20 protein-coding genes are annotated in these 26,619 nt (G+C 74.9%); 11 read left to right on the forward strand and 9 right to left on the reverse strand.

Going from position 1 to position 26,619, the window contains the following annotated elements; genetic code table 11:
* Positions 1–67: 67 nt before the first annotated feature.
* Positions 68–1,543 carry an MlaD family protein gene (locus NQZ70_RS44610; protein WP_129579665.1) on the reverse strand — a complete coding sequence of 492 codons (1,476 nt, stop codon included), beginning with the start codon at positions 1,541–1,543 and terminating at the stop codon, positions 68–70.
* Positions 1,544–1,706: 163 nt separating this feature from the next.
* Between NQZ70_RS44610 and NQZ70_RS44615 the strand changes: the two genes are divergently transcribed.
* A complete protein-coding gene (locus NQZ70_RS44615) occupies positions 1,707–2,864 on the forward strand; it encodes a CAP domain-containing protein (protein ID WP_129579666.1) in 1,158 nt (385 codons plus the stop codon).
* Between the two features lie 33 nt (positions 2,865–2,897).
* Here the strand turns inward: NQZ70_RS44615 and NQZ70_RS44620 are convergent, their stop codons facing one another.
* Complete coding sequence (locus tag NQZ70_RS44620; RefSeq protein WP_129579667.1) at positions 2,898–3,764, reverse strand: Uma2 family endonuclease; 867 nt, start codon at positions 3,762–3,764, stop codon at positions 2,898–2,900.
* 176 nt (positions 3,765–3,940) lie between these two features.
* Here NQZ70_RS44620 and NQZ70_RS44625 point away from each other — a divergent pair, with 176 nt between their 5' ends.
* The 5 genes from NQZ70_RS44625 (at position 3,941) to NQZ70_RS44645 (ending at position 10,691) form a co-directional block, all read left to right on the forward strand.
* A complete protein-coding gene (locus NQZ70_RS44625; RefSeq protein ID WP_129579668.1) occupies positions 3,941–6,409 on the forward strand; it encodes an Hsp70 family protein in 2,469 nt (822 codons plus the stop codon).
* Entirely contained in the window at positions 6,409–6,792 is a 384-nt protein-coding gene (locus tag NQZ70_RS44630) for a hypothetical protein (RefSeq protein ID WP_129579669.1), read from the forward strand. The genes NQZ70_RS44625 and NQZ70_RS44630 overlap by 1 nt, the downstream gene beginning before the upstream one ends.
* Entirely contained in the window at positions 6,789–8,336 is a 1,548-nt protein-coding gene (locus NQZ70_RS44635; RefSeq protein ID WP_129579670.1) for a hypothetical protein, read from the forward strand. The genes NQZ70_RS44630 and NQZ70_RS44635 overlap by 4 nt, the downstream gene beginning before the upstream one ends.
* 70 nt (positions 8,337–8,406) lie before the next feature.
* Positions 8,407–9,180 (forward strand): ABC transporter ATP-binding protein, encoded by a 774-nt coding sequence (locus NQZ70_RS44640; RefSeq protein WP_129579671.1) that lies wholly within the window; start codon positions 8,407–8,409, stop codon positions 9,178–9,180.
* The gene (locus NQZ70_RS44645) at positions 9,177–10,691 is read left to right on the forward strand and encodes a glycine betaine ABC transporter substrate-binding protein (RefSeq protein ID WP_129579672.1); all 1,515 of its coding nucleotides are present in this window, start codon (positions 9,177–9,179) and stop codon (positions 10,689–10,691) included. The genes NQZ70_RS44640 and NQZ70_RS44645 overlap by 4 nt, the downstream gene beginning before the upstream one ends.
* 16 nt (positions 10,692–10,707) lie before the next feature.
* On the opposite strand, the gene NQZ70_RS44650 is transcribed toward NQZ70_RS44645, so the two are convergent.
* Together NQZ70_RS44650 and NQZ70_RS44655 are read right to left on the reverse strand one after the other, a co-directional pair.
* Positions 10,708–11,853: a cation diffusion facilitator family transporter gene (locus NQZ70_RS44650; protein WP_237244620.1), complete on the reverse strand. Its 1,146-nt coding sequence runs from the start codon at positions 11,851–11,853 to the stop codon at positions 10,708–10,710.
* Entirely contained in the window at positions 11,850–13,082 is a 1,233-nt protein-coding gene (locus NQZ70_RS44655) for an acetyl-CoA C-acetyltransferase (protein WP_129579673.1), read from the reverse strand. Before NQZ70_RS44655 ends, NQZ70_RS44650 begins: the two co-directional genes overlap by 4 nt.
* A gap of 120 nt (positions 13,083–13,202) precedes the next feature.
* On the opposite strand from NQZ70_RS44655, the gene orn reads away from it, so the two are divergent.
* Positions 13,203–13,766: an oligoribonuclease gene (gene orn / locus NQZ70_RS44660; protein WP_129579674.1), complete on the forward strand. Its 564-nt coding sequence runs from the start codon at positions 13,203–13,205 to the stop codon at positions 13,764–13,766.
* A gap of 398 nt (positions 13,767–14,164) precedes the next feature.
* Here the strand turns inward: orn and NQZ70_RS44665 are convergent, their stop codons facing one another.
* From NQZ70_RS44665 to NQZ70_RS44675, 3 genes are all read right to left on the reverse strand, one after another.
* Positions 14,165–15,454 carry a protein kinase domain-containing protein gene (locus NQZ70_RS44665; RefSeq protein ID WP_129579675.1) on the reverse strand — a complete coding sequence of 430 codons (1,290 nt, stop codon included), beginning with the start codon at positions 15,452–15,454 and terminating at the stop codon, positions 14,165–14,167.
* Between the two features lie 268 nt (positions 15,455–15,722).
* On the reverse strand, positions 15,723–16,175 hold the full coding sequence (locus NQZ70_RS44670) for a helix-turn-helix domain-containing protein (RefSeq protein ID WP_129579676.1): 453 nt from the start codon (positions 16,173–16,175) through the stop codon (positions 15,723–15,725).
* A gap of 54 nt (positions 16,176–16,229) precedes the next feature.
* On the reverse strand, positions 16,230–18,080 hold the full coding sequence (locus NQZ70_RS44675; protein ID WP_129579677.1) for an ABC transporter ATP-binding protein: 1,851 nt from the start codon (positions 18,078–18,080) through the stop codon (positions 16,230–16,232).
* Positions 18,081–18,937: 857 nt separating this feature from the next.
* Between NQZ70_RS44675 and NQZ70_RS44680 the strand changes: the two genes are divergently transcribed.
* Together NQZ70_RS44680 and NQZ70_RS44685 are read left to right on the forward strand one after the other, a co-directional pair.
* Positions 18,938–19,315 carry a hypothetical protein gene (locus NQZ70_RS44680; RefSeq protein WP_237244621.1) on the forward strand — a complete coding sequence of 126 codons (378 nt, stop codon included), beginning with the start codon at positions 18,938–18,940 and terminating at the stop codon, positions 19,313–19,315.
* Positions 19,316–19,823: 508 nt separating this feature from the next.
* Complete coding sequence (locus tag NQZ70_RS44685) at positions 19,824–20,261, forward strand: hypothetical protein (protein WP_129579678.1); 438 nt, start codon at positions 19,824–19,826, stop codon at positions 20,259–20,261.
* Positions 20,262–20,342: 81 nt separating this feature from the next.
* Here the strand turns inward: NQZ70_RS44685 and NQZ70_RS44690 are convergent, their stop codons facing one another.
* On the reverse strand, positions 20,343–21,575 hold the full coding sequence (locus NQZ70_RS44690; RefSeq protein ID WP_129579679.1) for a choice-of-anchor L domain-containing protein: 1,233 nt from the start codon (positions 21,573–21,575) through the stop codon (positions 20,343–20,345).
* Positions 21,576–21,861: 286 nt separating this feature from the next.
* The gene (argS, locus tag NQZ70_RS44695; protein WP_129579680.1) at positions 21,862–23,595 is read right to left on the reverse strand and encodes an arginine--tRNA ligase; all 1,734 of its coding nucleotides are present in this window, start codon (positions 23,593–23,595) and stop codon (positions 21,862–21,864) included.
* A 265-nt stretch (positions 23,596–23,860) separates the two neighbouring features.
* On the opposite strand from argS, the gene NQZ70_RS44700 reads away from it, so the two are divergent.
* Both NQZ70_RS44700 and NQZ70_RS44705 read left to right on the forward strand, forming a co-directional pair.
* Complete coding sequence (locus NQZ70_RS44700) at positions 23,861–26,023, forward strand: serine/threonine-protein kinase (RefSeq protein ID WP_129579681.1); 2,163 nt, start codon at positions 23,861–23,863, stop codon at positions 26,021–26,023.
* Between the two features lie 193 nt (positions 26,024–26,216).
* Positions 26,217–26,522: a hypothetical protein gene (locus tag NQZ70_RS44705; protein ID WP_129579682.1), complete on the forward strand. Its 306-nt coding sequence runs from the start codon at positions 26,217–26,219 to the stop codon at positions 26,520–26,522.
* Positions 26,523–26,619: the final 97 nt, after the last annotated feature.

Below are 26,619 nucleotides of genomic sequence, written 5' to 3' on the forward strand. Positions count from 1 at the left end.
GCACAGGCGGGGGCCGCGCCGAGGCGAAGGCGGCGGTGTCGAGGCGCCGGCGGCGGGACGGGGGCGCTCAGAAGCTCGACGGAGCGAAGGGCAGGACCGTCTTCAGGTCGGCGTCGTTGAACCGGAGCTGCAGGCCGATGAAGTAATCCCGGCGATCGGTGTTCAGGATGTCGTCCATGCCGCCGAGCAGCCACAGCTTGCGGATGAACTCGTACGCGAGCGCGACCCGCCAGCGCGGCGACAGCTCCTCGCCGAAGCCGAAGAGGTCCTGCCGGAGCTCGAACCGGTCGTCGAGCAGGTGGAGATCGAGGCCGAGGCCCCCCGTCGACTCCTTGATGCCGAACCGGCCCGTGAACGGGCCGAGCCGCTTCGCGAACTGGAACGAGAAGCGGAAGGCGTTCGTCGTGATCGTGCGGACCTCGCGGTAGTGCGCCGGGTCGTTGATGTTGGTCGTGTCGACGTCGATCTGCTGGAAGTCCGTCTTGCCGCGCGGGTCGTTCACCAGCTCGACGACATAGTACTTGTCCTCCGTCGGCTGGAGCCGGAGCTCGACGTAGCTCTTGATGGTGTTGGCCAGGAAGTTGTAGTCGGTGCGGAGCCCGACCACCGTCTGGAAGCGGCTGATCCCGCCGACGAGCTCGCCGACGTCCTCGACGACCGTCTCGACCTCGTTGATCAGCGTCTCGTCCTTGGTGAGGCGGCCGAGCGTCCCCTCCCCGCGGTCGACGCGCGCGGCGATGCTGTCCACGTGCTTCAGCGCCGACTCGAGGTTCTCGGTCGCGCGCCCCACCCGCTCGGCGGCGCGCCGGAGCTCGCCGGGCTGCCCGCCCTGCTGGCCGGGCACCTCGGCCGCGGCCGTCATCGTGCGGATGTCGCGGCTCACCTGCTCGACGTTGCGGAGGATCTCCCGCAGGCGCGGGCCCGACTCGCCCGTGATCTGGTTGATGTTGTTGATCGTCTGCGTGACGCCCGCGCGGTTCTCGCGCACGGTCGCGTTCATCTGCTCGGTGACCTCCGCGAGGTTGTCGAGGATCTGCGCGAGCCGCTCCTGCCCGTTCTCGGAGCCGACGGTGTTCTTCAGCGTCTCGGTGACGGTCTTGACGTCCTTCAGGATCTCGGCGACCTGCCCCTGCATCGACTGGATCGTCGGCTCATCGATGTAATAGAGGACCCTCCCCTCGTCGGGGATGCGCGGCTTGCCCTCGGTGCCGGGCGAGAGCACGACGAACGACTCGCCGATGAGGCTCGTGGCGCGCTTGCCGATGGCCGCGTCCTCGTAGAGCGGGACGTCGGGGCTCATCTTGATGTCGATGCGCGCCTGGCCGTTGTAGAGCGAGATCTTGTCGACGACGCCGACCTGGATGCCCGAGATCATCACCCGCGATTGCGGGGACACGCCGATGGCGTCCGGCAGCGTGGCCCAGACGCGGTAGCCGTTCCCGCCGCCCACGTCGCGCGAGACGAAGCGGTACCCGCCGTAGGCCGCGCCTGCGAGCACGATCGTCATGACGCCGACCTTCGCGGCCTTGGAGACCTCAGCCATCCTGCGCGAGGGCCACGGTAGCACGAGCCGACCGCGGGACCGCGCGGGTTTCTCCCCGACGCCACGGGTGGCGCGTGGCGCGCCGCGGTCCGACGCGAAGAGGCGCGCGCGCCTGTACGGCAGGAGACGGGCACCAGGTCCGGAAACCTGCTAGCCGAGGCGTATGCGGTCGTGGTGGGCCAGAGGGGTGTTCGGCGCGGCGCTCACCTTCGCCGGGGCGGCGGCAGCGGAGCCGCCGGCGCTCACGTGGGAGGCGGCGACGCGATCGCCGCAGCCGCCCGCGGCGCTCGCGCCGGACGTCGCCGCGCTCGCGGCGCGCTGCGGGAGCGCGGACGCGGCGCTCGCCGCCGTCGCGCGGCGCAACGTCGAGCGGCAGCTCCAGGGAGGGGAGATCATGCCGCCCGACGAGCTCGCCTTCACCCTGCGCGCCGCCGGCGCGCCGCACGCCTGGCCGAGGGGCTGGTCGATCTCGGGCCGAGGGCTGGGGCCGGACGAGATCGGGGCGCGGCTCGACGGGTGGATCGCGGGCTGGACCACGCTCGGGGTGCGGCGATGTGGGGTGGCCCAGGCGAGGAAGCCGGATGGGACGGTGATCGTGGCCGCGGTCGGGGTGGACGCGCTCGCGGATCTGTCGCCGCTGCCGACGACGGCGCGGGTGGGGCAGTGGGTGACCCTCGAGGGGACGATGCGGGTGCCGGCGAGCGCGGTGAAGGTGGTGCTGCTGGGGCCGCGGGGCGCGCCCAAGACGGTGCTGAGCTCGCTGTCGGGCGCGCGGCTCCGCTCGAGCTTCGCGGTCGACCAGCCGGGGAGCTGGCTGGTGCAGGTGCTGGCCACGGTGTCGACCGGGCCGAGGCCCGTGCTGGAGGCGATGATCTTCGCGGGGAGCGCCCCGCCGGGCCGGTACGTGCGCGCGACCGCGCCCGGCGAGGAGGCCGCGAAGGGGGCGCAGGGCGACGAGGACGCGATGCTGCGGATGATGAACACCGCGCGGGCCTCGGAGCACCTGCCGGCGCTCGCGCGCGACGCGGCGCTCACCGCGCTGGCGCGGGCGCACTCCGAGGAGATGATCAAGGCGAAGATGGTGGGCCACGACGTGGGCTCGGGCGATCCGGCGGTGCGCCTCAAGGCGGCCGGCTACAGGGCGACGATCGCGGGGGAGAACGTGGCCAGCTCGAGCACGACCGAGGGCGCGCACCGCGCGATCTGGGCGAGCCCGTCGCACCGGGGCAACCTGCTCGACCGGCGCTACGGAAGGACCGGCGTGGCCGTCGTGCGCGACCCGAGCGGCCGGGTCTGGGTGACGCAGCTGTTCGCGGGGTGACCGCGGGGCGCCGGGCGCGTGGCGCCGGCGGGGTCAGGCGCCGCCACGCTCTCGCCGGAGCCGCTCGAGCTCCGCCAGCGCGTCCGCGAGCCGGTGCTCGGCCTCCTCGCGGGCGCGGGCCTCCTCCTCGCGGGCGCGGGCCTCCTCCTCGCGGGCGCGGGCCTCTTCCTCGCGGGCGCGGGCCTCCTCGTCGAGACGCAGCTCGAGTTCCTGCGCGCGCTGCTCCGCGGCGTCGACCAGGGCGCCCAGCTTGTCGATGAGCTCGTCGGTGTCGGGGATCGCGGCGTCGCCCGCATAGAAGCGGAGCCTGCCGTCCTCGACGACGAGATCGAGCCCGAGCACCCGCGACGCATAGTGGCCGCGCTGGGGGATGAGCGGCTCGTAGACCTTCGCGGCCGAGGACGGCAGGCGGAAGCCGCGCAGCGAGCCGCGCTTGCGGTCGTACACGAAGTACTCCGGAATACCGAGCCGCGCGAACCACTCCACGTTGCGCTGGAGGTCCTTCCTGCGCTTTCCGCGGACGATCACCTCGAGAGCGAAATCGAGGCCCTTGCCCCCGTCCAGCACGACCCACCGGTCGCGCTCGTGCACCTCCACGTCGACCACGGCGATGACATCCGGCGAAAAGACGCGCTCGCCCGGGTAGTACACCGCGAGGTTGCCGCTGACGTAGACGCGGCGGCCAGCGCGCCGGAACCAGCGATCGAGCGTCGTGCGCGCCCGGGTCACCGGGTGCCAGTGCGGATCGCCCTCGGGCGGCGAGGCTTCGTCCAGGGGGAAATCGGACGGGAGGCTGTCCACGACCTCGCGGCGCTGCTCGGGCGTGAGCTGCTCCCACACCTCGACGGTCGGAGCGCGCGGGTCGTCGGGATCTACACGCCACGGGGTCGCACAGCTCATCGCCCGATTCTACCCGCGCCGCGCTGGTCCGTCAGCTCCTGGGCTCGATGGAACGTCGGCGCGAAGCTTACGGTGAGCGGGCGCCCGGCGCTCGCCGATCGCCCGCTTTCCACCGCCGCAGCGGCTCCTGCGGCTCGTCCGGGCGGCCGCCGTTCCGCGCGTGTATCCTTGCACCGATGGCTGCACGCCCGCTTTACGTCGGCATCGACCTCGGCACCACGAATTCGACCGCGGCCGCCTTCGACGGCGAGAAGGTCACCCTCGTCAGGAACTCGCAGGGCGCGACGCTCACCCCGAGCGTGGTGCGGATCGACGCGCGCGGGACGACCACGGTCGGCGCGCGCGCGCGCCGGTTCCTCGAGAGCGATCCGCAGAACACCCGCGCGGAGTTCAAGCGGCTGATGGGGACGGCCCAGCCGATCGAGTTCGCCGCGGCGAAGGTGACGAGGAAGCCCGAGGAGCTCGCCGCCGAGGTGCTCCGCTCGCTCCGCGCCGACGTCGCCGAGCACCTCGGGGCCCTGCCCGCCTCGGCGGTGATCTCCGTGCCCGCCCTCTTCGAGCTGCCCCAGAGCGCGGCGACCTCGGAGGCGGCGCGGCTCGCGGGGTTCGAGCGGGTCGAGCTCATCCAGGAGCCGGTGGCCTCGGCGCTCGCGGCCGGCTGGACGGCCGAGGAGCCCACGGGCAGCTGGCTCGTCTACGACCTCGGCGGCGGGACCTTCGACGCCTCGCTGCTCGAGACGCGCGACGGGCTGCTCCGCGTCGTCGGGCACGACGGCGACAACTTCCTCGGCGGGCGCGACTTCGACTGGGCCATCGTCGACTGGGCGCTCGCCGAGATCGCGCGCACCCAGGGCGTCACCGTGAGCCGCGCCGACCCGCGGCACGCGGCCGCGCTCCGCAAGCTCAAGCTCGCGGTCGAGGAGGTCAAGATCGAGCTCACCCGCGCCGACGAGGCGGCGCTCGCGATCCCCGGGGCGTTCGAGGTGGACGGCGCGCCCGTCGACGTCGATCTGGTCCTCGGGCGGTCCACGCTCGACGCGCTCTGCGCGCCGATCATCGACCGCTCGATCGAGGTCTGCCGGCGGCTCCTCGCGGCGCACGGCCTCGATGCGTCGCAGCTCGCGCGCGTCGTGCTCGTGGGCGGACCGACCGTGATGCCGGCGCTGCGGGCGCGCGTCCGGGACGCGCTGGGCGCGCCGTTCGGCGAGGGGCTCGACCCGATGACCCTCGTCGCGCAGGGGGCCGCCATCTACGCGGCGACCGCCGGGCTCGACGCGCGGGCGTCCTCGCTCGCGCGGGCCGAGGGGGCCACGGAGGAGGGCCGCCGGCTCTGGCTCCAGTACCCGGCGATGTCGAGCGACCTCACGCCCCACGTGGTGGGCCGCGTCGTGGAGGGGCCGGGGCCCGCGCCCGAGCGGATCCGGCTCGCGCGCGAGGGCGACGGCTGGGCGAGCGCCGAGGCGCCGCTCGACGCCGAGGGGGCGTTCGTGGTCACCGTCGACCTGCTCCCGCGCCGGCCGAACGTGTTCCGCGTCGAGGCGACCGCGGCCGGCGCGAGGGTGCCGGTGCACCCGCGGTCGATCACCATCGTCCAGGGGCTCACGATCAGCGATCCGCCGCTGTCGCGCACCGTCGGGGTCGCGCTCGCGGACAACTCCGTGCGGGTCTACTTCGAGCGGGGCGCGCCGCTGCCGGCCCGGCGGACGTTCGTGCACCACAGCGTGGAGAGCGTGCCGAAGGGCTCCAGCGCGTGCGTGCTGAAGATCCCCATCGTGCAGGGTGAGCTCGACGTCGCCCACCTCTGCCGCGTGGTCGGGACCCTCGAGATCGACGGGAGCGGGCTCACCCAGGCCCTGCCCGCGGGCGCGGCGATCGAGCTCACGCTCGAGCTCGATCGGGGCGGGCACCTGTCGGCGCGCGCGCTGATCCCGTCGCAGGGGCTCGTGTTCGAGCGCGTCGCGCACCTGCTCGTCCCCGAGGCGGCGCCCGAGGTGCTCGACGCCTCGCTCGCGGCCATGCGCGAGCGGCTCGCGTCGGTGCGCGAGAGCGCCCTGCGCAGGAACGCGCCGCACGCGCTCGGCAAGGTCACCTACGTCGAGTGCGCGCTCGCCGAGGTGGAGCGCGACGCGGCCGCGGCGCGCGGCGGCGACGCCGACGCCGGGCAGAAGGCGCGGCGCGCGCTGCTCGAGCTCGACGTCCTGCTCGAGCAGGCCGAGGCCGACAAGCGCTGGCCGGAGCTCGAGGCCGAGGCCCAGGCCGCCGTCGCGAACGCGTCGGTGTGGATCTCGCAGCTCGGGTCGAGCACCGAGAAGGCGCTCCTCGAGGAGGCCGCGCAGGGCGTCTCGCGGGCGCGCGCCGAGAAGAACCAGGTCGAGCTCCAGCGGCAGCTCCGCCTCGTCCGCAACCTGAGCAGCGCGGCGTTCCAGCGGCACCCGAAGGCGTGGGTGTGGATGTTCGAGGACGCCGCCTCCGAGGCGCACCAGGCCTCGGATCTGGTCCGCGCGCAGAAGCTCGTGCGCGACGGGCGCGGCGCGGCGGAGCGCGGCGACACGGCCGCGCTGCGGGCGATCACCGAGGAGATCTGGCGCCTCCTGCCGGTCGACGCGCAGAAGCGCAGGCTCGGCCACGAGTCGGGGGTGCGCTGATGGACGGCGCGCTCGGCCGCATCCGCGACAACCCGTTCTACGTGCTCGGCCTGCGGCCGACCGCGAGCCGCGCGGAGATCGAGCGCGAGGGGCAGAAGCTGCTCGGGATGCTCGAGCTCAAGCTCGCGAGCGCCGCGACCTACGCGACGCCGGTCGGCCCCGGCGTCCGCACGGCCGACAAGGTGCGCCAGGCAATGGCCGCCCTCCGCGACCCGGAGCGGCGCCTCGCGCACGAGGTCTGGGCGCGGCTCGACCCGAGGCCCCCGCCGGAGGACGACCTCGACGACGACCTCGACGACCTGCCGCCGCCGGAGCCGCCCGGGGAGGACCCGCGCGCCCCGTGGCCGGAGGCGCTGTCGGCCCTCGGCTGGAGGGCGCGGTGAGCTGGGGCGCCGCCCTGGGCATCGCGATCGCGCTGCGGGCGATCGGCGTGGTTGTCGCGCGGAGGGCCCGGCCCGAGGCGTCGTGGCGCGAGCTCGTGCTCGGCTCGGGCAGCTGGCGCATCCCGATGACCATCGTCCTCGTGCCGGTCGCGTTCGTCCTCGCGCTCGGCCTCGCCGCGGGTCAGCTCTGGTGCGCGCTGCTGCTCGCGCCGCTCGTGCTCCTCATCGCGCCGTGGATCGTCGCGCGCCGCGTGCTCATTCCGCTCGGGCTGCCGCGCGCCGCGTACTTCGCCGCGTGGCTGTCGGACTGGACATGGCGCGCCGACCGGCGCGGCGGCGCGGCGCTCGCGGCCGCGTGGGCGCTCTGCCGCGCGCGGAGGCCGGGCGCCGCGGCGGAGGCCTGGGTCAGCGAGCGGATCGAGCGCGGCGGCGAGCGCGCGGGGGCGGGACCCGCGCCGTCCTCGGTGAGCGCCGTTCCGCTCCGCGGCGCGGGGATCGCCGCCGGCGCGATGCTCGCGGCGCACCGCGGGGACGTGGAGGGCGCGCGGGCGCTCTTCGACAGCGTCGCCGGCCTGGACGAGCGCGCCTGCCCCCGCGAGGCCCGCCGCATCGCCGCGGGCTGGCTCGCCGCCGAGGCGGCCTCGCGCGGCGACTGGGCGGCCGTGCTCGAGCGCGCGCGCGAGGGCGGCGGCAGGGCGCTGTCGCTGCTCGGCGCCGTCGCCGCGCGGCTGCTCGGGGAGGCGCCCGCGCCGGGCGCGCTCGAGCTCTGGCTCCGCTGGCTCGCCGCGCCCCACCGCCGCGCCACGCTCCCGCTCGTGCGCCGCGCCCTGGCCGCCGGCGAGGGCGCGCCGCCCCCGCAGCCGGAGGAGCCCGAGCCGTGCGCCGCAAAGGTCGCCGAGGGCGACCTGTGGAGCCGCGCGGTGCTGCTCCACGCGACGATGCTGCTCCGGCCCCGCGGCAAGGTCTCGGGCGATGATCTCCGGCGGCTGGGCGGCGCGTGGGACGCGGCGCTCGACGACGAGCGCGCCCAGGCCGAGCTCCGCGAGCGCGCGCAGCTGCTCGGCGCCTCGGGCGCGCAGGCGGCGCTCGGCCCGCTCTCGCGCGCGGTCGAGGAGGACCTCGCGGCGGCGCTGCGGGCGGCGCGCGTGCCGCGCGAGGCGTGGGACGATCTCGGCGGGACGATCGGCCGCACGCGCCGGCGCCTCCGGGACGAGCTCCTGTCCGAGCTGGAGCTCGCGTGCGACGCCCTCCGGCGCCGCGTCGACGAGAAGCGCGAGCTCCCGGCGCTCTCGGAGTGGCGCGAGTGGATCTCGCTGCGCGCGCAGTACGAGGCCGCGGCGGCGCTCGTCGGCGCGGAGCTCCGCCGCCTCGCGTTCCCCAAGGTGCACGCCGACGTCTGCCACGCGGCCGTCTGGCTGTTCAACGCGCGCAAGGAGCGGGCGATCGCGAACGCGATGTTCCGGTGGCTCCTCGCCGAGGCCGAGGCGCTCGAGGACGCGCGCCTCGCCGGGCTCCAGCGCGGCAACGTCGGGTGCGGGGTGTGACGCGGGCGAGCGCGCCCGCGCCGCGCCCCGGGGCGCCGGCGGATCGTCCGGAGCCCTCCGAGGCGGCCGCATGATCGAGCTCGACCGGGTCACGAAGCGCTACGCCGGCGCGGTCGCGGTCGACGGGGTCTCGCTGCGCGTCGAGGAGGGCGAGCTCCTCGTCCTCCTCGGCGGCTCGGGCTCGGGCAAGACGACCACGCTCAAGATGGTGAACCGCCTCATCGAGCCCACGTCGGGCGCGATCCGGATCGGCGGCAAGGACATCACCGGCGAGCCGCCGCACGCGCTGCGCCGGCGCATCGGCTACGTCTTCCAGCGGCTCGGGCTGTTCCCGCACCTGACCGTGGCGGAGAACATCGGCGTCACGCCGTCGCTGCTCGGCTGGGACGCGGCGCGCATCCAGGCGCGCGTCGACGCGCTCCTCGAGCTCTGCGAGCTCGATCCGGCGGCCGTGCGCGACCGCCGCCCCGACGAGCTCTCGGGCGGCCAGCAGCAGCGGGTCGGGGTCGCGCGCGCGCTCGCCGCCGAGCCCAGGGTGATGCTCCTCGACGAGCCGTTCGGGGCGCTCGATCCGCTGACGCGCGACCGGCTGCAGCAGTCGTTCCTGGCGATCCGGCGCCGGCTCGGCCTGACCGCGATCTTCGTGACCCACGACCTCGTCGAGGCCCTCCTGCTCGGCGACCGCATCGCCGTGATGCAGGGCGGGCGGCTCGCGCAGGTGGGGACGCCGCGGGAGCTCATGACCGCGCCCGCGGACGAGTACGTGGCGCAGCTCGTCGGGACGCCGAAGCGGCAGGCGGCGGCCATCGACGCGCTGCTCGGCGAGGGGGAGCGCCGGCCGTGAACGAGCAGCTCGCCCTGCTCCCCGGGCGCCTCCTCGCGCACCTCGAGCTCACGCTCGTCGCGCTCCTCATCGGGACGGGCGTCAGCGTGCCGCTCGGCGTGCTGGTCTCGCGCGCGCGCCGCCTCGAGCAGCCGGTGCTCGCCGTCGCGAGCGTCATCCAGACCGTGCCCAGCCTGGCGCTGCTCGCGTTCATGGTGCCCGCGCTCGCCGCGATCGGCGCGGCGAGCATCGGCTACCTGCCGGCGCTGATCGGGCTCGTGCTCTACAGCGTGCTCCCGGTCCTCCGGAACACGGTGGTGGGGCTGTCCAGCGTCGATCCGGCCCTGATCGAGGCGGCCGAGGGCGTCGGCATGACGCCGGGCCAGCGGCTCCGGCGCGTGGAGCTGCCGCTCGCCATGCCGGTGATCGTCGCCGGCGTCAGGACGGCCGCGGTGTGGACGGTGGGGACCGCGACGCTCTCGACGCCCATCGGCGCGGAGAGCCTCGGCAACTACATCTTCAGCGGGCTGCAGACGCGCAACACGGCGGCCGTGCTCGTCGGGTGCGCGGCGGCGGCGGCGCTGGCGCTGGTCCTGGACGGCACGGTGAGGGCGCTCGAGGTCGGCCTCCGCCGGCGCCGCCGGGGCCTCGTGGCGGCGGCGATCGGCGCGTTCGCCCTGCTCTACGCGATCGCGGCGGCCGGCTTCGCCCGGGGGGCGCTCGGGGGCGGCGCGCGGCGGATCGCCATCGGATCGAAGACCTTCACGGAGCAGTACATCCTGAGCCGCGTCCTCGCGGGGAAGATCGCGCGGGACACGGGGCTGCCCACCGAGGCGGTGGAGTCGCTCGGGTCGACGGTGGCGTTCGACGCGCTCCGGACGGGCCAGATCGACGCGTACGTGGACTACTCCGGGACGCTCTGGGCGACGGTCATGAAGCGGGGCGACGCCCCGGCCGACCGGGGCGAGGTGCTCCGCGGCGTCGCGCGGTACCTGCTCGAGGAGCACGGGATCGTGGTCGCCGCCGCGCTCGGCTTCGAGAACACCTACGCGCTCGCGCTGCGGCGCGAGCTCGCGGAGCGGCTCGGCGCGCGGACCATCAGCGATCTCGTGCCCGCGGCGCGATCGATGTCGATCGGGGGAGACTACGAGTTCTTCCAGCGCGCCGAGTGGAAGACGGTCGAGCAGCGCTACGGGATCGCGTTCGCGAGGCAGCGCAGCATGGACCCGTCGCTCATGTACGAGGCCGTGAGGGCGGGCGAGGTGGACGTCATCAGCGCCTTCTCGACGGACGGGCGGATCGTGTCGTTCGACCTCCGCGTCCTCGAGGACGACCGGCGGGCGATACCGCCCTACGATGCCGTCGTCCTCGCGAGCGCGCGGCTCGCGCGGGAGCACCCGGAGGTGATCGAGGCGCTGCGGGGGCTCGAGGGCAAGATCGGCGCGGAGCGGATGCGGGAGCTCAACGTCGCCGTCGACGAGCGGGGAAAGTCCCCCGCGGAGGTCGCCGAGGCGCTGCTCGGGGAGCTCTGACCGGCCGCGCCCGCCGCTACGTGCCGCTCGAGTCGCCGGCGGGCACGTCGCCGCTCGGGTCGCCGGCGGGCACGTCGCCGCGCGGCGCCCCGGCGCCCGGGCGCCTGAGCGTCACGAGGCGCTCTTCGTGGAGCGGCTCGGGCTGGATCGTGCAGTGGTCGAGCGCGTGCCGCTCGCGCAGCCGCCGGCCCACGGCCGCGGCCACGTCCGTCCCGTGGTGCCCCTTGGCGAGCACCACGTGCACCGTGAGCACGTTGAAGCCGTCGGAGATCGACCAGACGTGCAGGTCGTGGAAGTCGAGCACGCCGGGCACGCTCCGGATCGTGTCCTCGACGTGGGCGAGGTCGATCTCGATGGGGCTGCCCTCCATCAGCACGCGGGACGTGTCGCGCACGAGCCGCCAGCCGCCCCAGAGCACGAGCGTGCCGATGGCCGCGCTGATCACCGGGTCGGCCCGCGTCCAGCCGAAGGCGAGGATGAGCACGCCGGCCGCGATGGCGCCGACCGAGCCGAGCGCGTCCGACAGCACGTGCGCCAGCGCGGCCCGCGTGTTGATGTTGTGCCCGCGCTCGCCGGTCGAGAGCAGCAGCGCCGAGACCACGTTCACGATCAGCCCCAGCGCCGCGGTGACCGCCAGCGCCTCGGCGTGCACCGCCTGCGGCGCGCGCCACCTGTGGACCGCCTCGATGAAGATCCAGATCGCCGTCAGCGCCAGCGCGATGCCGTTGGCGAACGCCGCGAGCACCTCGGCGCGCCGGTAGCCGTACGTCCGCGCGCGCGTCCGCGCCTGCGCCGCGATGCGCTGCGCGATGATGGCGAGCCCGAGCGCCGCGGCGTCGGCGAGCATGTGCCCCGCGTCGGCCAGCAGGGCGAGGCTCTTCGACCACCACCCGACCGCCGCCTCCACGAACAGGAACGACGTCGTGAGCGCGAACGCCGCGACGAGCCGCCGGAGCGGCGCGCGCCGGTGGTCGTGATCGTGGTCGTGGTGCCGCGGGCCGCCGTGACCGTGGTCGTGGTCGTGATCATGGTCGTGGCCGGACGCGCCGTGATGGCCGTGCGCGCGCAGCTCGCCGCGCGGAGCGTCGCCCCGGCGCGGGTGCTCATGGGCGCCGCTCCCATGATCGTCGGGCACCCCCATCGCGGCGCCGGAGCGGCTCACACCCGCTCGATGATGGTCGCCACGCCCATCCCTCCGCCGATGCACAGCGTGATCAGCGCGGTCGCCTTATCGGCGCGCTCGAGCTCGTCGAGCGCCGTGCCGACGAGGCACGCCCCGGTCGCGCCGAGCGGGTGCCCGAGCGCGATCGCGCCGCCGTTCACGTTGACGCGGTCGAGGTCGATGCCGAGCTTGCGCGCCGTCTGCAGCGGCACCGCGGCGAACGCCTCGTTGATCTCCCAGAGATCGATGTCGCGCGCCTGCATGCCCGCCTTCTTGAGCGCCCGCTCCGACGCGGGCGCCGGGGCCGTCAGCATGATCACGGGCTCCGCCCCGGCCGTCGCCGTGGCGCGGAGCCTCGCCCGCGGCCTGAGCCCGTGCGCCTTCACGTAGTCGCCCGACGCGAGCAGCACCACCGCCGCGCCGTCCACGATGCCGCTCGAGTTGCCCGCCGTGTGGACGTGCTCGATCGACGTCACCTGCGGGTACCGCAAGCGCGCCAGCTCGTCCACGGTCTCGCCGGCGGGGCCCATCGGGGTCGAGCCGAGGCCCGCGAACGCCGGCTCGAGCTTCGCGAGCGCCTCGATCGTGGCCCCGGCGCGCGGGTGCTCGTCGCGGTCGAGCAGCGGCTTTCCGTCGAGATCGACGACCGTGAACAGGCTCTTCGCGAACCGCCCCTCGCGCGCGGCCCGCTCGGCCTTGTGCTGGCTCTCCAGCGCGAAGCGGTCGACGTCCTCGCGCGAGAAGCCCTCGATCGTCGCGATGAGGTCCGCCGAGATGCCCTGCGGCACCATCGCCAGCTTCTTGCGGAGGGCGAGGTTGTTGCCGTCGAGGGGCGCGCCGTCCGAGCCCATCGGCACGCGCGACATGCTCTCGACGCCCCCGCCGACGGCGACCTCCTGCTGGCCGGACATGACCCCCATCGCCGCGAAGTTCACCGCCTGCGCGCCCGAGCCGCAGAAGCGGTTGACGGTCACGCCGGTCACGCCGTCCGGCCAGCCGGCCGCGAGGATGGCGGTGCGCGCGACGCACGCCCCTTGCTCGCCCGCCTGGGTCACGCACCCGACGACGACGTCCTCCACGTCGTCCTTGCGGATCCCGGTCTTCTCGGCGAGGCGGTTGAGGGTCTGCGCGAGGAGCTCCTGGGGATGTACGCCGGAGAGCGCCCCCTTGCCTGCCTTGCCGCGCCCGCGCGGCGTGCGAACGGCATCCACGATGAAAACGTCTCGCATGACAGGCCTCCGCGCTGGGTGTCCGGCCCTGCCTTAGCACACGACCCGTTCCCGGGGCAGCCCGCTCGCGCCGGGTCTCGGTGGCCCTGAACCGACGCGGATCGGCTATGCTCGCCGCCGATGACGGACCGGTCGCAGCGCATGGTGTGGGTCGATCTCGAGATGACGGGGCTCGACGAGAGCTCGTGCGCGATCGTGGAGATCGCGACCATCGTCACGGAGCCCGACCTCACCGTCGTCGCCGAGGGGCCGTGCCTCGTCATCCACCAGCCCGAGGACGTGCTCGCGGGGATGAGCGACTTCGTCCGCGATCTCCACGAGCGCTCGGGGCTGCTCGCGCGCATCCGCGCCTCCACGCTCTCCGTCGGCGACGCGGAGGCCGAGACGCGCGCGTTCCTCGAGGCGCACTGCGACAAGGGCACGGCCGTGCTGTGCGGCAACTCCGTCTGGAAGGACCGCGCCTTCCTGCAGCGCTACATGCCGGACCTCCTCTCTTTCCTGCACTACCGCATCGTGGACGTCTCCACCCTCAAGGAGCTCGTGCGCCGGTGGTATCCGACGCGCGCCGCGCCGAAGAAGCGCGAGATCCACCGCGCGCTCGACGACATCCGCGAGTCGATCGAGGAGCTCCGGTGGTACCGGGCGAACGTGTTCCAGCCGCTCCCGGGCACCGGGATGCGCTGAGCGGCACGCCGACGCGAGGTGCGCTCGCGGGCGCCCCCGAGCTCGCAGCAGCACCCGAGCCCGCCTCCCCGCGCGACGCTCGCCCCACACGCTCAACCCCGGAGCGCGCTCAACCCCGGAGCGCGCTCAATCCCGGAGCGCGCTCCGTCCACCCAGGCCCCCTTGGGGCGCGCCGCGCGCTCCGACCCGGTGTCGAGGTCTGTGTCCTCGGGCGAACGCGCCCCGTTGCCGACAACGAGAAGAAAAATGTCGGCGTCGCGAGAAATTTAGATCGATCGAGGGAATGCATTTAGTAGGCTAGCCATGCGTCCAGGCCTCCGGCACGAGGTCTGCGGCGCGGACGCCCCGGCGGCCCCAATCCGCCGGGGTGTCGTTTGCCAGCGGGGCAGCGGATCGCCTCAGAAGAGCTGGTCGCCGTACCACCGCTGATGGGGGCTGCGGCGGGGGTCCACGGCCGGGGTCGCGGCCATGGAGGCGGGCCCGGCGCGACGCGTCGCCCGGGACCTCAGGGTCGGCCTCTCGACGGCAGGGCTCACCGCCGCGGGCACACCCGGGTCGCAGCTCACCGGCGGGGCCAACGTCGAGCTGTGCTCCACATCGCTCACGTGAGCCGGAGGATCGGCCGGTCGCGGGGACGGCGCCCCGCGGTGGGCGAAGTACCAGCTCAGCGGTACCGCGATGGCAGCGCTCGTCAGCGCGACGACAAGGAACACCCCGGCGGCCCGGAGGGCGCTGCGGCGCCGCGGGGCGGCGATCTGGACCGAGGGGTGCCGCATGGCCTCGGGGGGGAGGGTGCCGGTGGGCAGGGTGTTGCGCGACGCCGGGGCGGGCGCGCTCCGCTCGGTGTCGGGCGGCGGCTCGGGCCGCGGCGGAGCCCCGCCGGGCGGCGGCGGAGCCCCGCCGGCGAGGGGCGCCGAGTCCGTGAGGAGCAGCGGCCGCACGGCGGTCATGAGCTCCTGGACCGTCTGGAAGCGCGCGTCCGGATCCTTGGCGAGCGCTCGCGACAGCGCGTCGCGCACCTGGGCCGGCACGCCCTGGAGCGGCGGCGGCACCTCGTCCAGCGCGCACGCCTCCAGGTCGTCGCGCCCCTCGAACGGGCGCCGGCCCCCGAGGACGCAGTACAGCAGCATCCCGAGCCCGTAGACGTCCGTGCGCGGATCGATCGCGCGCGCGTCGAAGAGCTCCGGCGCCCGGTACCGCGCCGCGTCCGCCACCGGATCGGCGGGCGCCCCGAACAGCCGGTGCAGCCCGAACGCCCTCAGGACGGCGGCCCCCTGGCCGGTGATCACCACCGTATGCGGGCCTACATCCCCGTGCGCGAGGCCCAGCGCGTGCGCCGCGCCGAGCGCCCGCGCGACGTCGACCGCGAGCTCGTACGCGACGGACCGGAGCCGGGGCAGCAGATCCTCCACCGAGGGGTCGTCGCTCGGCCGGGCGGCGATCCACCCGGTAGTGCCCTCCACGCCGCCGGCGATGACAGGCACGGTGCCGTGCATCGCCGGAGACAGCGAGAGGAGCCGATCGAGCTCGCCGCGGAACGCCTCCGCGTCGAGGGCGACATCCTCCTGGACATACAGCGTGACCTCGCGGCCGTCCGCGTCGAGCGCGCGGTAGGCCTCGGCCGGAGCCGGAGAGTCGAGGCTGGCGACGATGGTGTACCCCGCGAACTCCTGGCCCAGGATCACCATGGGCCCTCCGCCGCGAGCCCCCCGACGAGCGCGGCGGTTTCCGCCTCTCCGCGCGGGAGGACAGCAGAGCGAAGCGCGATCTGCGATGTTGGATCAGCCCACGAAATTCTGTTCACTGCGTCGGACCTCCGGCACGAGGTTCGAGTCCATGACACCCCCGGACACGGCTCGGGGAACATCGGTTGGCGCGAGGGTAACAGAGGTCTCCTGCGCGCGGAAGCCGTCGCCCGGGCGGACCGGGGATCACGGAGCGAGCGAGGCGGCGCGCTCACTTTCCGGAACGACGGCTCGACGGCGGGGTACGCCCTGAAACGGCGCGCTCCGGCGGGCGCGACTTGGGCGGAGCCGCCAAACGAGCGCGCTCCGGATCCTCGCTGGCCAGGGCGAGCATTGCTTGCTTCCTGGGCGAATCGTCAGGCTCCATGAGCAGAAAGAGGATCGCGTTCTGGAGCGTCTCCTGCGCCTGGTCGAAGAGCTCTGCCACGACGGACGCGACCGGGCTGCGCCCGTCGCCGGGCAGGAGCAGGCGCGGATCGCACTGGAGCCCCTGCGCGATGAGGCCGAGCGCGCCGAGCCCGAGATCCCGCTCGCCGCGCTCCACCTGCCGCAGGTAGGTGGCCGAGAGCTGCGCCCGCTCGGCGAACTCCTGCATGCTGAGCCCGCGGAGCAACCGGAGGATGCGGATCGCCTGACCGACCTCCCTGGGGAGCGTGTCGCGCATGAGCGCGAGCCTAGCAGGCAGAGCTCGCCTGAGCCGCCGAGAAGGTCGGGCGCGCTACAGGTATCCTTCGGCCTGCAGCGCGAACATGCGGGCATAACGCTGGCCGCGGGCGACGAGATCGTCGTGGGTGCCCTGCTCGACGATGCGCCCGCCGTCGAGGACGACGATGCGGTCGGCCATGCGCACGGTCGGGAAGCGGTGCGAGATGACGATCGTCGTCCGCCCCTTGGACAGCGACCGGAACCGCTGGAAGACCGCGTGCTCGGCCTCGGCGTCGAGCGCCGCGGTGGGCTCGTCGAGCACGAGGATATCGGCCTGCTCGCGCATGAAGGCCCGCGCGAGCGCGATCTTCTGCCACTGCCCGCCGCTCAGCTCGACGCCGTCCTTGAACCAGCGCCCGAGCTGCGCGTCGAGGCCCCCCGGCACCGCGGTCACGACCTCGTCCGCGCCGCCCTCGGAGACCGCGCGCGCGATGCGCGGCTCGTCGCCGAGGTGATCGAGGCTGCCGAGCCCGACGTTCTCGCGCAGCGTGAGCTGGTATTGGTTGAAATCCTGGAACACGACACCGATCCTCCGGCGGAGGTCGTCGAGATCCCAGGCGCGGAGATCCTTGCCGTCGAGCAGGATGCGCCCCTCGGTGGGCTCGTAAAGCCGCGTGAGCAGCTTGATGAACGTCGTCTTGCCGGCGCCGTTGTGCCCGACGAGCGCCAGGCTCTGCCCGCTGGGGATGTGGAGATCGATGCCCCGGAGCGCCCACCGCGACTGGCCAGGATACCGGTAGCCCACGCCCTCGAACCGCACGCCCCTGTCGCGCGCGCGGTCGGCCGACGCCGCGGGCGCGCCGCCGTTCGTCAACGCGGGCGCCTCGCCGGCCGGCAGCGCGGGCGCCTCGCCGGCCGGCGGCGCGGGCGGCGCGCTGAGCGGGATGCTCAAATACTGAAAGAGATTCGACATGTAGAGGTTGTGCTCGTACATGCCGCCGACGCCGCCGAGGACGGCCTGGAACGCCTGCTGGCCCTGCCGGAAGGCGGCGACGTAAAGGACCATCGCGCCGAGCGAGAGGCGCCCCGCTGCGGCGGAGGCCGCCATGGCGGCATAGCAGCCGTAGAACGCGGCGGTCCCGAGGAGCGACAGGCCATAGGACCACCCGGCGCGGCGGACCGCGAGGGCGCTGTCCTCCCGGTAGAACGACGCGGCGAGCGCCTTGTACCGGTCGAGGAACATCGGCCCGAGGCCGAAGAGCTTCACCTCCTTGGCGTGGCCGTCGTTGGCGAGCACGTACTCGAGGTAGTTGAGCCGGCGGGCCTCGGGAGAGCGCCAGTTGCGGAGGCGGAACGCCGCGCCGGAGAAGCGCGCCTCGGCGACCGTGGCGGGGACGGCCGCGAGCACGAGCGCGAGCACCGCGAAGCCGCTGAACCCGACGAGCAAAGCGGCGTACCCGGCGAGCGTGATCAGGTTCTGCACGAGGGAGAAGCTCTCGGTGACGACCGACGCGGGGCGCGAGGACGCCTCGCGCCGCGCGCGGGTGAGCTGGTCGTAGAACTCGGGGTCTTCGAAATGGCGGAGCTCCAGCGAGAGCGCCTTCTCGAGGATCATCGCGTGGATGTCGATGGAGAGCCGGGCGCCGAGCAGCTGCCGCGCCAGCGAGAGCCCGCGCTGCGCGAGCGCGAGCGCGGCGACGAGGCCGAGCTCGACCGAGACCCACACGAGCGCCGCGCGCTCCTCGCGGGCGACCACCGCGTCCGTGATCGCCTTTCCCACGTAGGCCACCCCGAGCGGCAGCACCGCCGCCGCCAGCGTGAGCGCGGCGAGCGCGAGGGTGGCCGCCTTCGACGAGCGCCAGACGAGCTGGAGCGTCCGCGGGGTGTAGGCAAAGCTGTCCCGCAGGCGGGAGAGGCCGAGCATGAGGGCGGATTCTAACCACGCCGCCGCGCGCTGCCCGGGCAGGCCCGCGAGCGCAGGCGCGGGAGGCCCACGCGCGGGGGCGCAGCGAGCTCCGCCGGCCCCGCGGGGGCGGAGGCGTGGCCAGCGCGCGCTCGGCGGCGGCGCTCGCGCCTCAGGTCAGCCGCGCGGCGGGGACGCGCGCCGCGGGGACGCGCGCCGCGGGGACGCGCGCCGCGGGGACGCGCGCCGCGGGGACGCGCGCCGCGGGGACGCGCGCCGCGGGGACGCGCGCCGCGGGGACGCGCGCCGCGGGGACGCGCGCCGCGGGGACGCGCGCCGCGGGGACGCGCGCCGCGGGGACGCGCGCCGCGGGGACGCGCGCCGCGGGGACGCGCGCCGCGGGGACGCGCGCCGCGGGGACGCGCGCCGCGGGACGCGCGCCGCGGGGACGCGCGCCGCGGGGACGCGCGCCGCGGGGACGCGCGCCGCGGGGACGCGCGCCGCGGGGACGCGCGCCGCGGGGACGCGCGCCGCGGGGACGCGCGCCGCGGGGACGCGCGCCGCGGGGACGCGCGCCGCGGGGACGCGCGCCGCGGGGACGCGCGCCGCGGGGACGCGCGCCGCGGGGACGCGCGCCGCGGGGACGCGCGCCGCGGGGACGCGCGCCGCGGGGACGCGCGCCGCGGGGACGCGCGCCGCGGGGACGCGCGCCGCGGGGACGCGCGCCGCGGGGACGCGCGCCGGCGGCCGCGATGGCGGGCGGGCGCGCGGGCGGCCGCGGTGGCGGACGCGCGCCGCGGGGCACGCGCGCCGGCGGCCGCGGTGGCGGGCGCGCGCCGGGCGCGGTATCCCGGGGGCTCCGAACAAGGAGGCTGTGCATGTCGAGCATGTCCAATATGACGATAGGCTACGGAGCGCTGCTCACGGCGCTGGGCGTCGGCGGCTTCGCGGCCACGAGCGCGCCGACGGCGCTCATCCCGGCCGGCTTCGGGGTGGTCTCGATCGGGCTCGGCGTGCTCGCGCGGCAGGAGAAGTACCACATGCACGCCATGCACGCGTCGGCGCTGGTCGGCGTCGTCGGCGTCCTCGGCTCCGCCCGCGGCCTGTCCAAGCTGCCGGCCCTGCTCTCGGGCGGCGACGTGGAGCGTCCGGCGGCCGTCGTCGCGCAGTCCCTGATGGCCGTGCTCTCCGCGGGCTACGTCGCCCTCTGCGTGCGCTCCTTCGTCGCAGCGCGCCGCGCCCCCGCCCGCCCCTGAGCGCGGCGCGCCGCCCCCGAGCGCGCCGTCCGGCCATCGAGCCAGGCGCGCCGTCGCAGCGCCCCTCTGACCCTCACTCCCCAGCCAGCGCGCTCCGAGCGGTCCTGTCGGCCGCGCGCGCCATCGGAGCCATCGAGCGATGGGCTCCTGTCGAATCCGTAGAGAACGGCCGGTGCGGCGGCCCCCCCGCGCGCCGATGAGCCCCCTCCCCTCGCCTTACTCTGCACGTCCCATCTACGTATGTCCCCTCTCCGCGCGTCGAATCCGGGCCCCCGCGCCGCCGGCGAATCTCCTCATGTCGATTCTTTGACAATCTGGACCAGCAGTCCGGAATGCTATAAATCCGCGCGCAAACGGCCAGATCGGCGCCCGTGCCGGCCGTGCTTGATGTACTGTCGTCGTTACCGGACCATCAACTACCAGAAGAGCGAGCACCATGCTTCGACGCGTCATTGCATTGGGGCTGACGGCGCCTTTTTTCCTTTCGTGCGGGGAGGATGGTGCCGTCATGATGTGGGATTGCAACGAATGCCCCGAAGGCTGGACCTGCACCGAGAACACCTGTATCCCGCCGCATTGCAGCAATGGGATCAAGGATGGTCATCAAGGTGAGACCGACACCGACTGCGGCGGCTCGTGCGAGCCTTGCCGCCTCGGGGCCTCCTGCGAGACGGGAATCGACTGCAAGGAGGGCGTCTGTCGTCTGGGGGCGTGCCAGGCCCCGACGTGCGTGGACGGCGTGGCGAACGGCTTCGAGACCGGCGTCGACTGCGGCACGCGCTCGTGCCCGCTCTGCGCCGCGGGCGAGGGGTGCGTCGCCGGAGAGAACTGCGGGTCCGGCGTGTGCAGGGAGCGTGTCTGCCAGGAGCCCTCGTGCGACGACGGGGTCATGAACGGAAGCGAGCTCGGCGTGGATTGCGGCGGAGAGTGCCGGAGCTGCCGGTAGCGCGAGGAGCGGGCGAGGCGGCCGGGGGCGCTTCCCGGCCGCGCGGCCAGGCGCCCGCGCGGCCGGGGAGCGCCTCCGGCTTCAGCGGGGATCGACGGCGGGCGTAGTCTCGACGCTCACCGTGCCGCCGGTCGCGATCCAGCGGAATCCGTCGATGAGCGCGGTGGAGTCGAAGCGATCGTCGCCGGTGTCGAAGAGGATGAACCGGAGCGAGATCTCCTCGCCGCCGCGCACCGGCGCCCGGGTCTTCAGCCACCGGGTGCCGCCGTCGCGGCGCGGGCTGAAGCCGGTCCCGACGAGCTCGCTCGAGCCGAGCGGGCATCCGTCGCAGACATCGAAGAACGCGATATTGACGCTGACCGGCCTGCCCTCGCCGTCGAACGAGAGATTGCCGTTGTACGACCCGGGAGGCGCCGGCGTGGCCAGCGCGACGAATTGATCGTTGAAGTCCTCGCAGACCCACTCCGGATATTCGTACGTATAGAACTTGAAGAGGAACTCGTAGCCGGTCGCGTTCCGCGGGGCGCGGAGGACGACCTCGAGGCCGATGTCGTCGTTGATGAAGTCGGAGGGAGGGCAGTCGGGGTTGTCCTGGGGGAACCCGGGCGGCGCGGCGCCGGGGCCGTAGCTCGAGCAGCTCTCGGACCGGCAGGCGTCCGGGTGGTCCGGCAGGCGGGCGCGCCCCGTCGAGAGCGCGAGCAGGCGCGCGCCGCCCTGCACGTGCACGTTGGGCCCGAACCCGTCGAAGAGGCCGACCGCGGGCGACCGCGCCGCGGGCGAGCCGTCCCCGCGGACGTACCTCGCGGAGAGCACGCCCCAGCGACGGTCGTCGCGGGAGGCGAACGCGCAGAGGTCGATCGCCCGGGCGCCGTTCGCCGGGTCGAAGTCCTCGAGCGAGAGGCCGTCGTCGCAGGGGGGTGCGACGTTGTCGATGGCGCCGTCGCAGTCCTCGTCTGCGGGCGCGGGGATCTGGCCGCTCGCGTCGGGCTCGGTGACCTCGACCTCGATGGCGCCGGGGTTCACGTTGGCGTCGGCGTCGTTGCAGTCGCCGGCGGCGGGCGTGAAGCCGTCTCCGTCGCTGTCGGCGTTGGGGTCGGTGACGGGGACGGCGCCGCCGCTGCCCGACCCGGGCGCGCCGGGCGCATCGAGCCCGCCGGAGCCGTCCTCGCCGCCGGTGTCCGGGGGCTGCGCGCGCCCGTCGTCCGCGCCGCCCTGCGCGGGGGAGCCGCCGACGGCGGAGCACCCGAGCGCGACGAGGAGCGCCGTCATGGCGGCGACGCCGGGAACGGGGGGAACGAGCTGACGATCAGTCATACTGCACTTTGCCACGAGGACAGGATCGAGCCCGAGCCTGCACACAACGCCGGTCGGGGCGGACGACCGGACGGCCTCAACCTCGGTCGGGCTCAACCTCGGTCGGGCTCAACCTCGGTCGGGCTCAACCTCGGTCGGGTCGGCTCAACCTCGGTCGGGTCGGCCTCAACCCCGGTCGGGTCAGCCTCAACCCCGGTCAACCCCGGTCGGGTCGGCCTCAACCCCGGTCGGCTCGCCTCCCCCGCCGGTAACCCCGCCCCCTCCGCTCGCCCGCCCTCCAGCCGCGCTACATCCGCTCCGGGGCCTCGATCCCGAGCAGGCCGAGGCCCTTCGCCAGCACCTCCGCCGTGAGATCGCACAGCGCGAGGCGCGAGCGGCGCACCTCCTCGCTCTCGGCCCGGAGCACCGGACAGCGCTCGTAGAACGTCGTGAACGACCCGGCGAGCTCGAACAGGTAACCGCACAGCCGATGCGGCTCGAGCGTGGCCGCCACGTCCTCGAGCACGGCGCCGAACCGGAGCAGCTCCAGCGCGAGCGCCCGCTCCGCCGGCTCGCCCACCGTGATCCCGACCCCGCGCGGCGACTCCACCCCCGCCTTCCGGAAGATCGACCGGATGCGCGCGTGCGCATACATCAGGTAGGGCGCCGTGTTCCCCTCGAACGCCAGCATGCGATCCCAGTCGAACACGTAATCCTTGATCCGATCGCTCGAGAGATCCGCGTACTTCACCGCCCCCACGCCGACCGCCCGCGCCACCGCGCCCGCGGCCTCGGCGTCGAGCTCCGGGTTCTTCTCCCGCACCACCTTTGTCGCGCGCTCCACGGCCTCGTCGAGCAGATCCGACAGCTTCACCGTGTCGCCGCTCCTCGTCTTGAACATCTTCTTGTCGGCCCCGAGCACCGACCCGAACGCCACGTGCTCGGCCCGCGCCGGCGGCCTGAGCCAGCCCGCCTCCCGCGCCGTCGCGAAGACCATCGCGAAATGCTGGCTCTGCGGCGCGCCGACCACATAGATGAGCCGCTGCGCGCCGACCGTCGTGAGCCGGTGGCGGATCGCCGCCAGATCCGTCGTGGCGTAGCCGTAGCCGCCGTCCTGCTTGCGCACGATGAGCGGCAGCGGCTCGCCGCCCTTGCCCGTGAAGCCCGCCGGGAAGACGCAGAGCGCCCCCTCGCTCTCGCGCGCCAGCCCCTTCTGGCCGAGCTCCGCGAGCACGTCCGGCAGCAGCGGGTTGTAGAAGCTCTCGCCCGCGAAATCGGCCTCCGTCAGGGTCACGCCGAGCCGGCGGTAGACCGACTCGAAGTAGCGCGTCGACTCGCGCACGAGCTGCCGCCACAGCCCGAGCGTCTGCTCGTCCCCACCCTGGAGCCGCACGACCCGCCGGCGAGAGCGCTCGGCGAACGCCGGGTCCCCGTCGAACTTGGCGCGCGCCTGCCTGTAGAACGCGTCGAGATCGCCGACCGAGAGCTCCTGCGAAGCGGCCGCCTCGCCGAGATCGAGCATGTGCTCGATCAGCATGCCGAACGGCGTGCCCCAGTCGCCCAGGTGGTTCTGGCGGATCACCCGGTGGCCGAGCGCCTCGAGCACGCGCGCGAGCGCGTCGCCGATGATCGTGCTGCGCAGGTGGCCGACGTGCATCTCCTTCGCGGCGTTCGGGCCCGAGTAATCGACGATCACCGTCTCGGGCTGCGCCGCAGGCGCGATCCCGAGCCGCCCGCTGCTCGCCGTGTCGGCGAGCTCGCGCGTCAGGTAAGCGTCCTCGAGCGTCAGGTTCACGAACCCGGGGCCGGCGATCTCCACCTTTCGACAGATCCCGCCGAGCTGCAGCGCCCCCACGATCGCCGCCGCGACCTCGCGCGGCGGCCGGCCGAGGCGCTTGCCGAGCGCCATCGCGGCGTTCGCCTGGTAATCGGCGTGGCTGGAGCGGCGCAGGGAGGGATCGGCTCCAGCGTGCTCGGCGCCGAACGCGGCGGTGATCGCCTCCTGGAAAGCGCGGGAAAGGGCGTGGACGGGATCGGCCATGGCGCATCCTTGGCCCGGCCCCGCGGCCAATTCAATAGGCAAGCCGGCGCTCCATGGCCGAACCGCGCGCCGCCGCCCGCGGCGCGAGCCCCGGCGCGGCCGTCTCGGCCGCGCGCTCGCGCGGCGGCTGCGCGGCGGCGCGAGCGCGCGGCGACCTGCGCATCCACCGAGGAAAACGGGCCTTCCTGCGCGCGCGCCGGCGCGGCGCGCGGCGGCGATCCCCCTTTGACAAAAATCGGGCTAGGCCGGACAGTTCACGCCTCCCGTGAGCGCCTCCTTGCCCCCTGCCCCCGGCGATCCGAAGCCCGCCGCGAGCGACGCGCCCGCGGAGAGCGCGGCCGCCCAGATGGTCGGGACGGTCATCTCGGACCGGTACCGGATCGTGGAGCTCGTCGCGACCGGCGGGATGGGCGCGGTCTACAAGGCCGAGCACCTGCTCCTGCGCAAGTGGCTGGCGGTGAAGCTCCTCCTGCCCTCGGCGCAGGGCTCGCCGGAGCTCACCGCGCGCTTCGAGCGCGAGGCGATCGCGGGCGCGCACATCCAGCACCCGAACATCGCGTCGGCGACCGACTTCGGGACGCTCCCCGACGGCTCCCGGTTCCTCGTGCTGGAGCACGTCCGCGGCACGACGCTCGATCGCATCATCAAGAAGGGCCCGGTGCCCGCCCCGCGCGCCGCCGAGCTCGCGCGGCAGATCGCGGCCGCGCTCGCCGCGGCGCACGAGCGCGGGGTCATCCACCGCGATCTGAAGCCGCGCAACGTCATGGTCGAGCACGGCACCGACGCCGTGAAGCTCATCGACTTCGGGTTCGCGAAGGTCCCGCTGGAGCGCCTCGCCACGACGACCGCGCACAGCGGCGAGGAGCGGCCCGAGCCCATGCGCATCACGCTGAGCGGCATGGTCTTCGGCACGCTCGCGTACATGGCGCCGGAGGCGGCGCAGGGCATGGAGCACGTCGACGAGCGCTCCGACCTGTACGCCCTCGGGCTCATCCTCTACGAGATGCTCGCGGGCAAGCACCCGTTCGACTCGATCGTGCCCGTCGAGCTCTTCCGCGATCAGTGCGAGACGGCGCCGCCGCCGCTCCGGCTGCGCGCTCCGGGCGTGGAGGTGCCGCGCGAGCTGGAGGCGCTCGTGATGCGCGTCTTGCGCAAGGACCCGGCGGCGCGCCCCGCGAGCGCGCGCGCGCTGCTCGCCGCGCTCGACGCCGCGGTGCCGCGGTCCGAGGCCCTCGGCCTCCTCCCGTGGAAGGAGCCGCTCTCGAGCGGGTCGTGGTCCCTCGGCGACCCGCTGCGCGCGCTCCAGGCCGCCGCGCCGCCCGAGCCGCCGGCGCGGCAGGACCGAGCCGCCGCGCTCGAAGGCGCGGCGCGCGGCGGGGCAGCGGCCGCCGGCGGGGCAGCGGCCGCCGGCGGGGCCGCGGCCCTCGACGGCGCGGCCGGCAGCGCCGCGGTGGCGGCGTCCGGCGCGCCGCTCGCGGCCGCGGGCGGCGCGGCGCCCGGGGACGAGGCGCGCGTGGCGGCGGAGCGCCGGCCGGGGCCGCGGAAGCGCGCCCGGGGCTGGCTCGTCGCGGTGGCCGCGATCGCCGCGGCCGGCGCGGCGGGCGGCGCGGTGCTCCTCCGCCGCCTGCCCGCGGGCGCGCCGGCGGTCGCGGGCGCGCCCGCGCCGGCGATCGCCGGCCCGGAGCTCCAGGAGGCGACCGCCGCCATGCACGCGCCGGCCGCCGCGGCGCCCGCCACCCGGGTGCCTGAGCCCCTCGGCGCGCCCCCGCCAGCCCCGTCCGCGGCGCCGGCCGCGAGCGCCTCGGCCCCCGTGCCGGCAGGCTCCGGGTCGGCGTCGGCCGAGGGCGCGGCGCTCCCCGGTCCGGCTCCGCTCGACGGCGCGGAGCTCCCGGCCGAGCGGGAGCGCCTCGTGGGGGCGGTCCGGGCGAAGCGATGGGAGGACGCGGAGAGCGCGCTCTTCGTGCTGCTCGAGAAGGATCGCGCCGCCTTCGAGCAGCGCGACGTGATGACGGCCGCGGCCGCCGTCGCGGTGAAGAGCTCGTACCGGCCCGACGGCCGCGCGGACCCGATCTTCGAGGCGCTGGAGAGCCGCCTCGGCCAGGAAGGCCTCGACATCGCCTACGAAATTGTGAGCGGCTACGGCGGCACGCAGGGCGGAAAGCGCGCGGCCGCGCTGCTCCGCCGCCCCGAGGTGCTGGAGCGCGCGAGCGTCCCGCTGCGCATCGCCGTGGAGCTGCGCGAGGCCCCCTGCCGGCGCAAGCCGGCGCTCTTCGAGCGCGCGGCGCTCGAGGGGGACGCGCGCGCGCTCGTGTTCCTGGAGATGCTCCGCTCGTCGCAGTGCCAGCCGCGCATCGGGCAGTGCTGCTTCCACCACCACGCGGGGCTCGAGCGCGCGGTGCGCTCGCTGCGCGACCGGCTGCGCTACTGATCCGCTGCGCCGGCGCCGCGCCGCTGCGCCCGCGCCCGTCCCGCTGCTCCCGCAGGGCCCGGGCTCCCGGCGGGACACGGGCCACCCCCGACGGCCGCCGAGATGGGCTACGCTCGCGTCCGCGGTCCCGAGCGACGAGCAGGCCCGAGCACGGCGGCGAACGGCGCGCGGACGAAGAGAACAAGGAAGAGGAATGAGCGACAAGACGAATGAGGAAATCTACAGGGCCTACCTGCTGGCTTACGCGTGCAGCGGCGACACCTCGAAGGTCGCGGTGCTCCAGGACGCGCGCCCGCTGACCGCGACGGTCGCCGCCGCGCTCGCCCTCGCGGAGCGCGATCGCCAGGCGGGCGAGCCGCCGGACACGTGGGACTCGCTGACCGAGCGCCTGCAGGCCATGTTCGACGACTTCGATCCGCACGGGTACGACCTGGCGACCGGAGACGACGAGGCGCTCGACGACGAAGAAGAGGACGGCGACGAGCCGATCGCCTCCTGAGCCCGCGCCTCCGCCGCCGCGGGCTCCCCTCGCGCCGCGCGGCCGGCGGCGGCCAGGCAAGGACGGGGAGGCGGTAACAGGAAGAAATGATGAACGA

It is taken from the genome of Sorangium sp. So ce836 (genome assembly GCF_028553905.1).
In the GTDB taxonomy this organism is placed as follows: Bacteria; Myxococcota_A; Polyangia; order Polyangiales; family Polyangiaceae; genus Sorangium; species Sorangium cellulosum_D.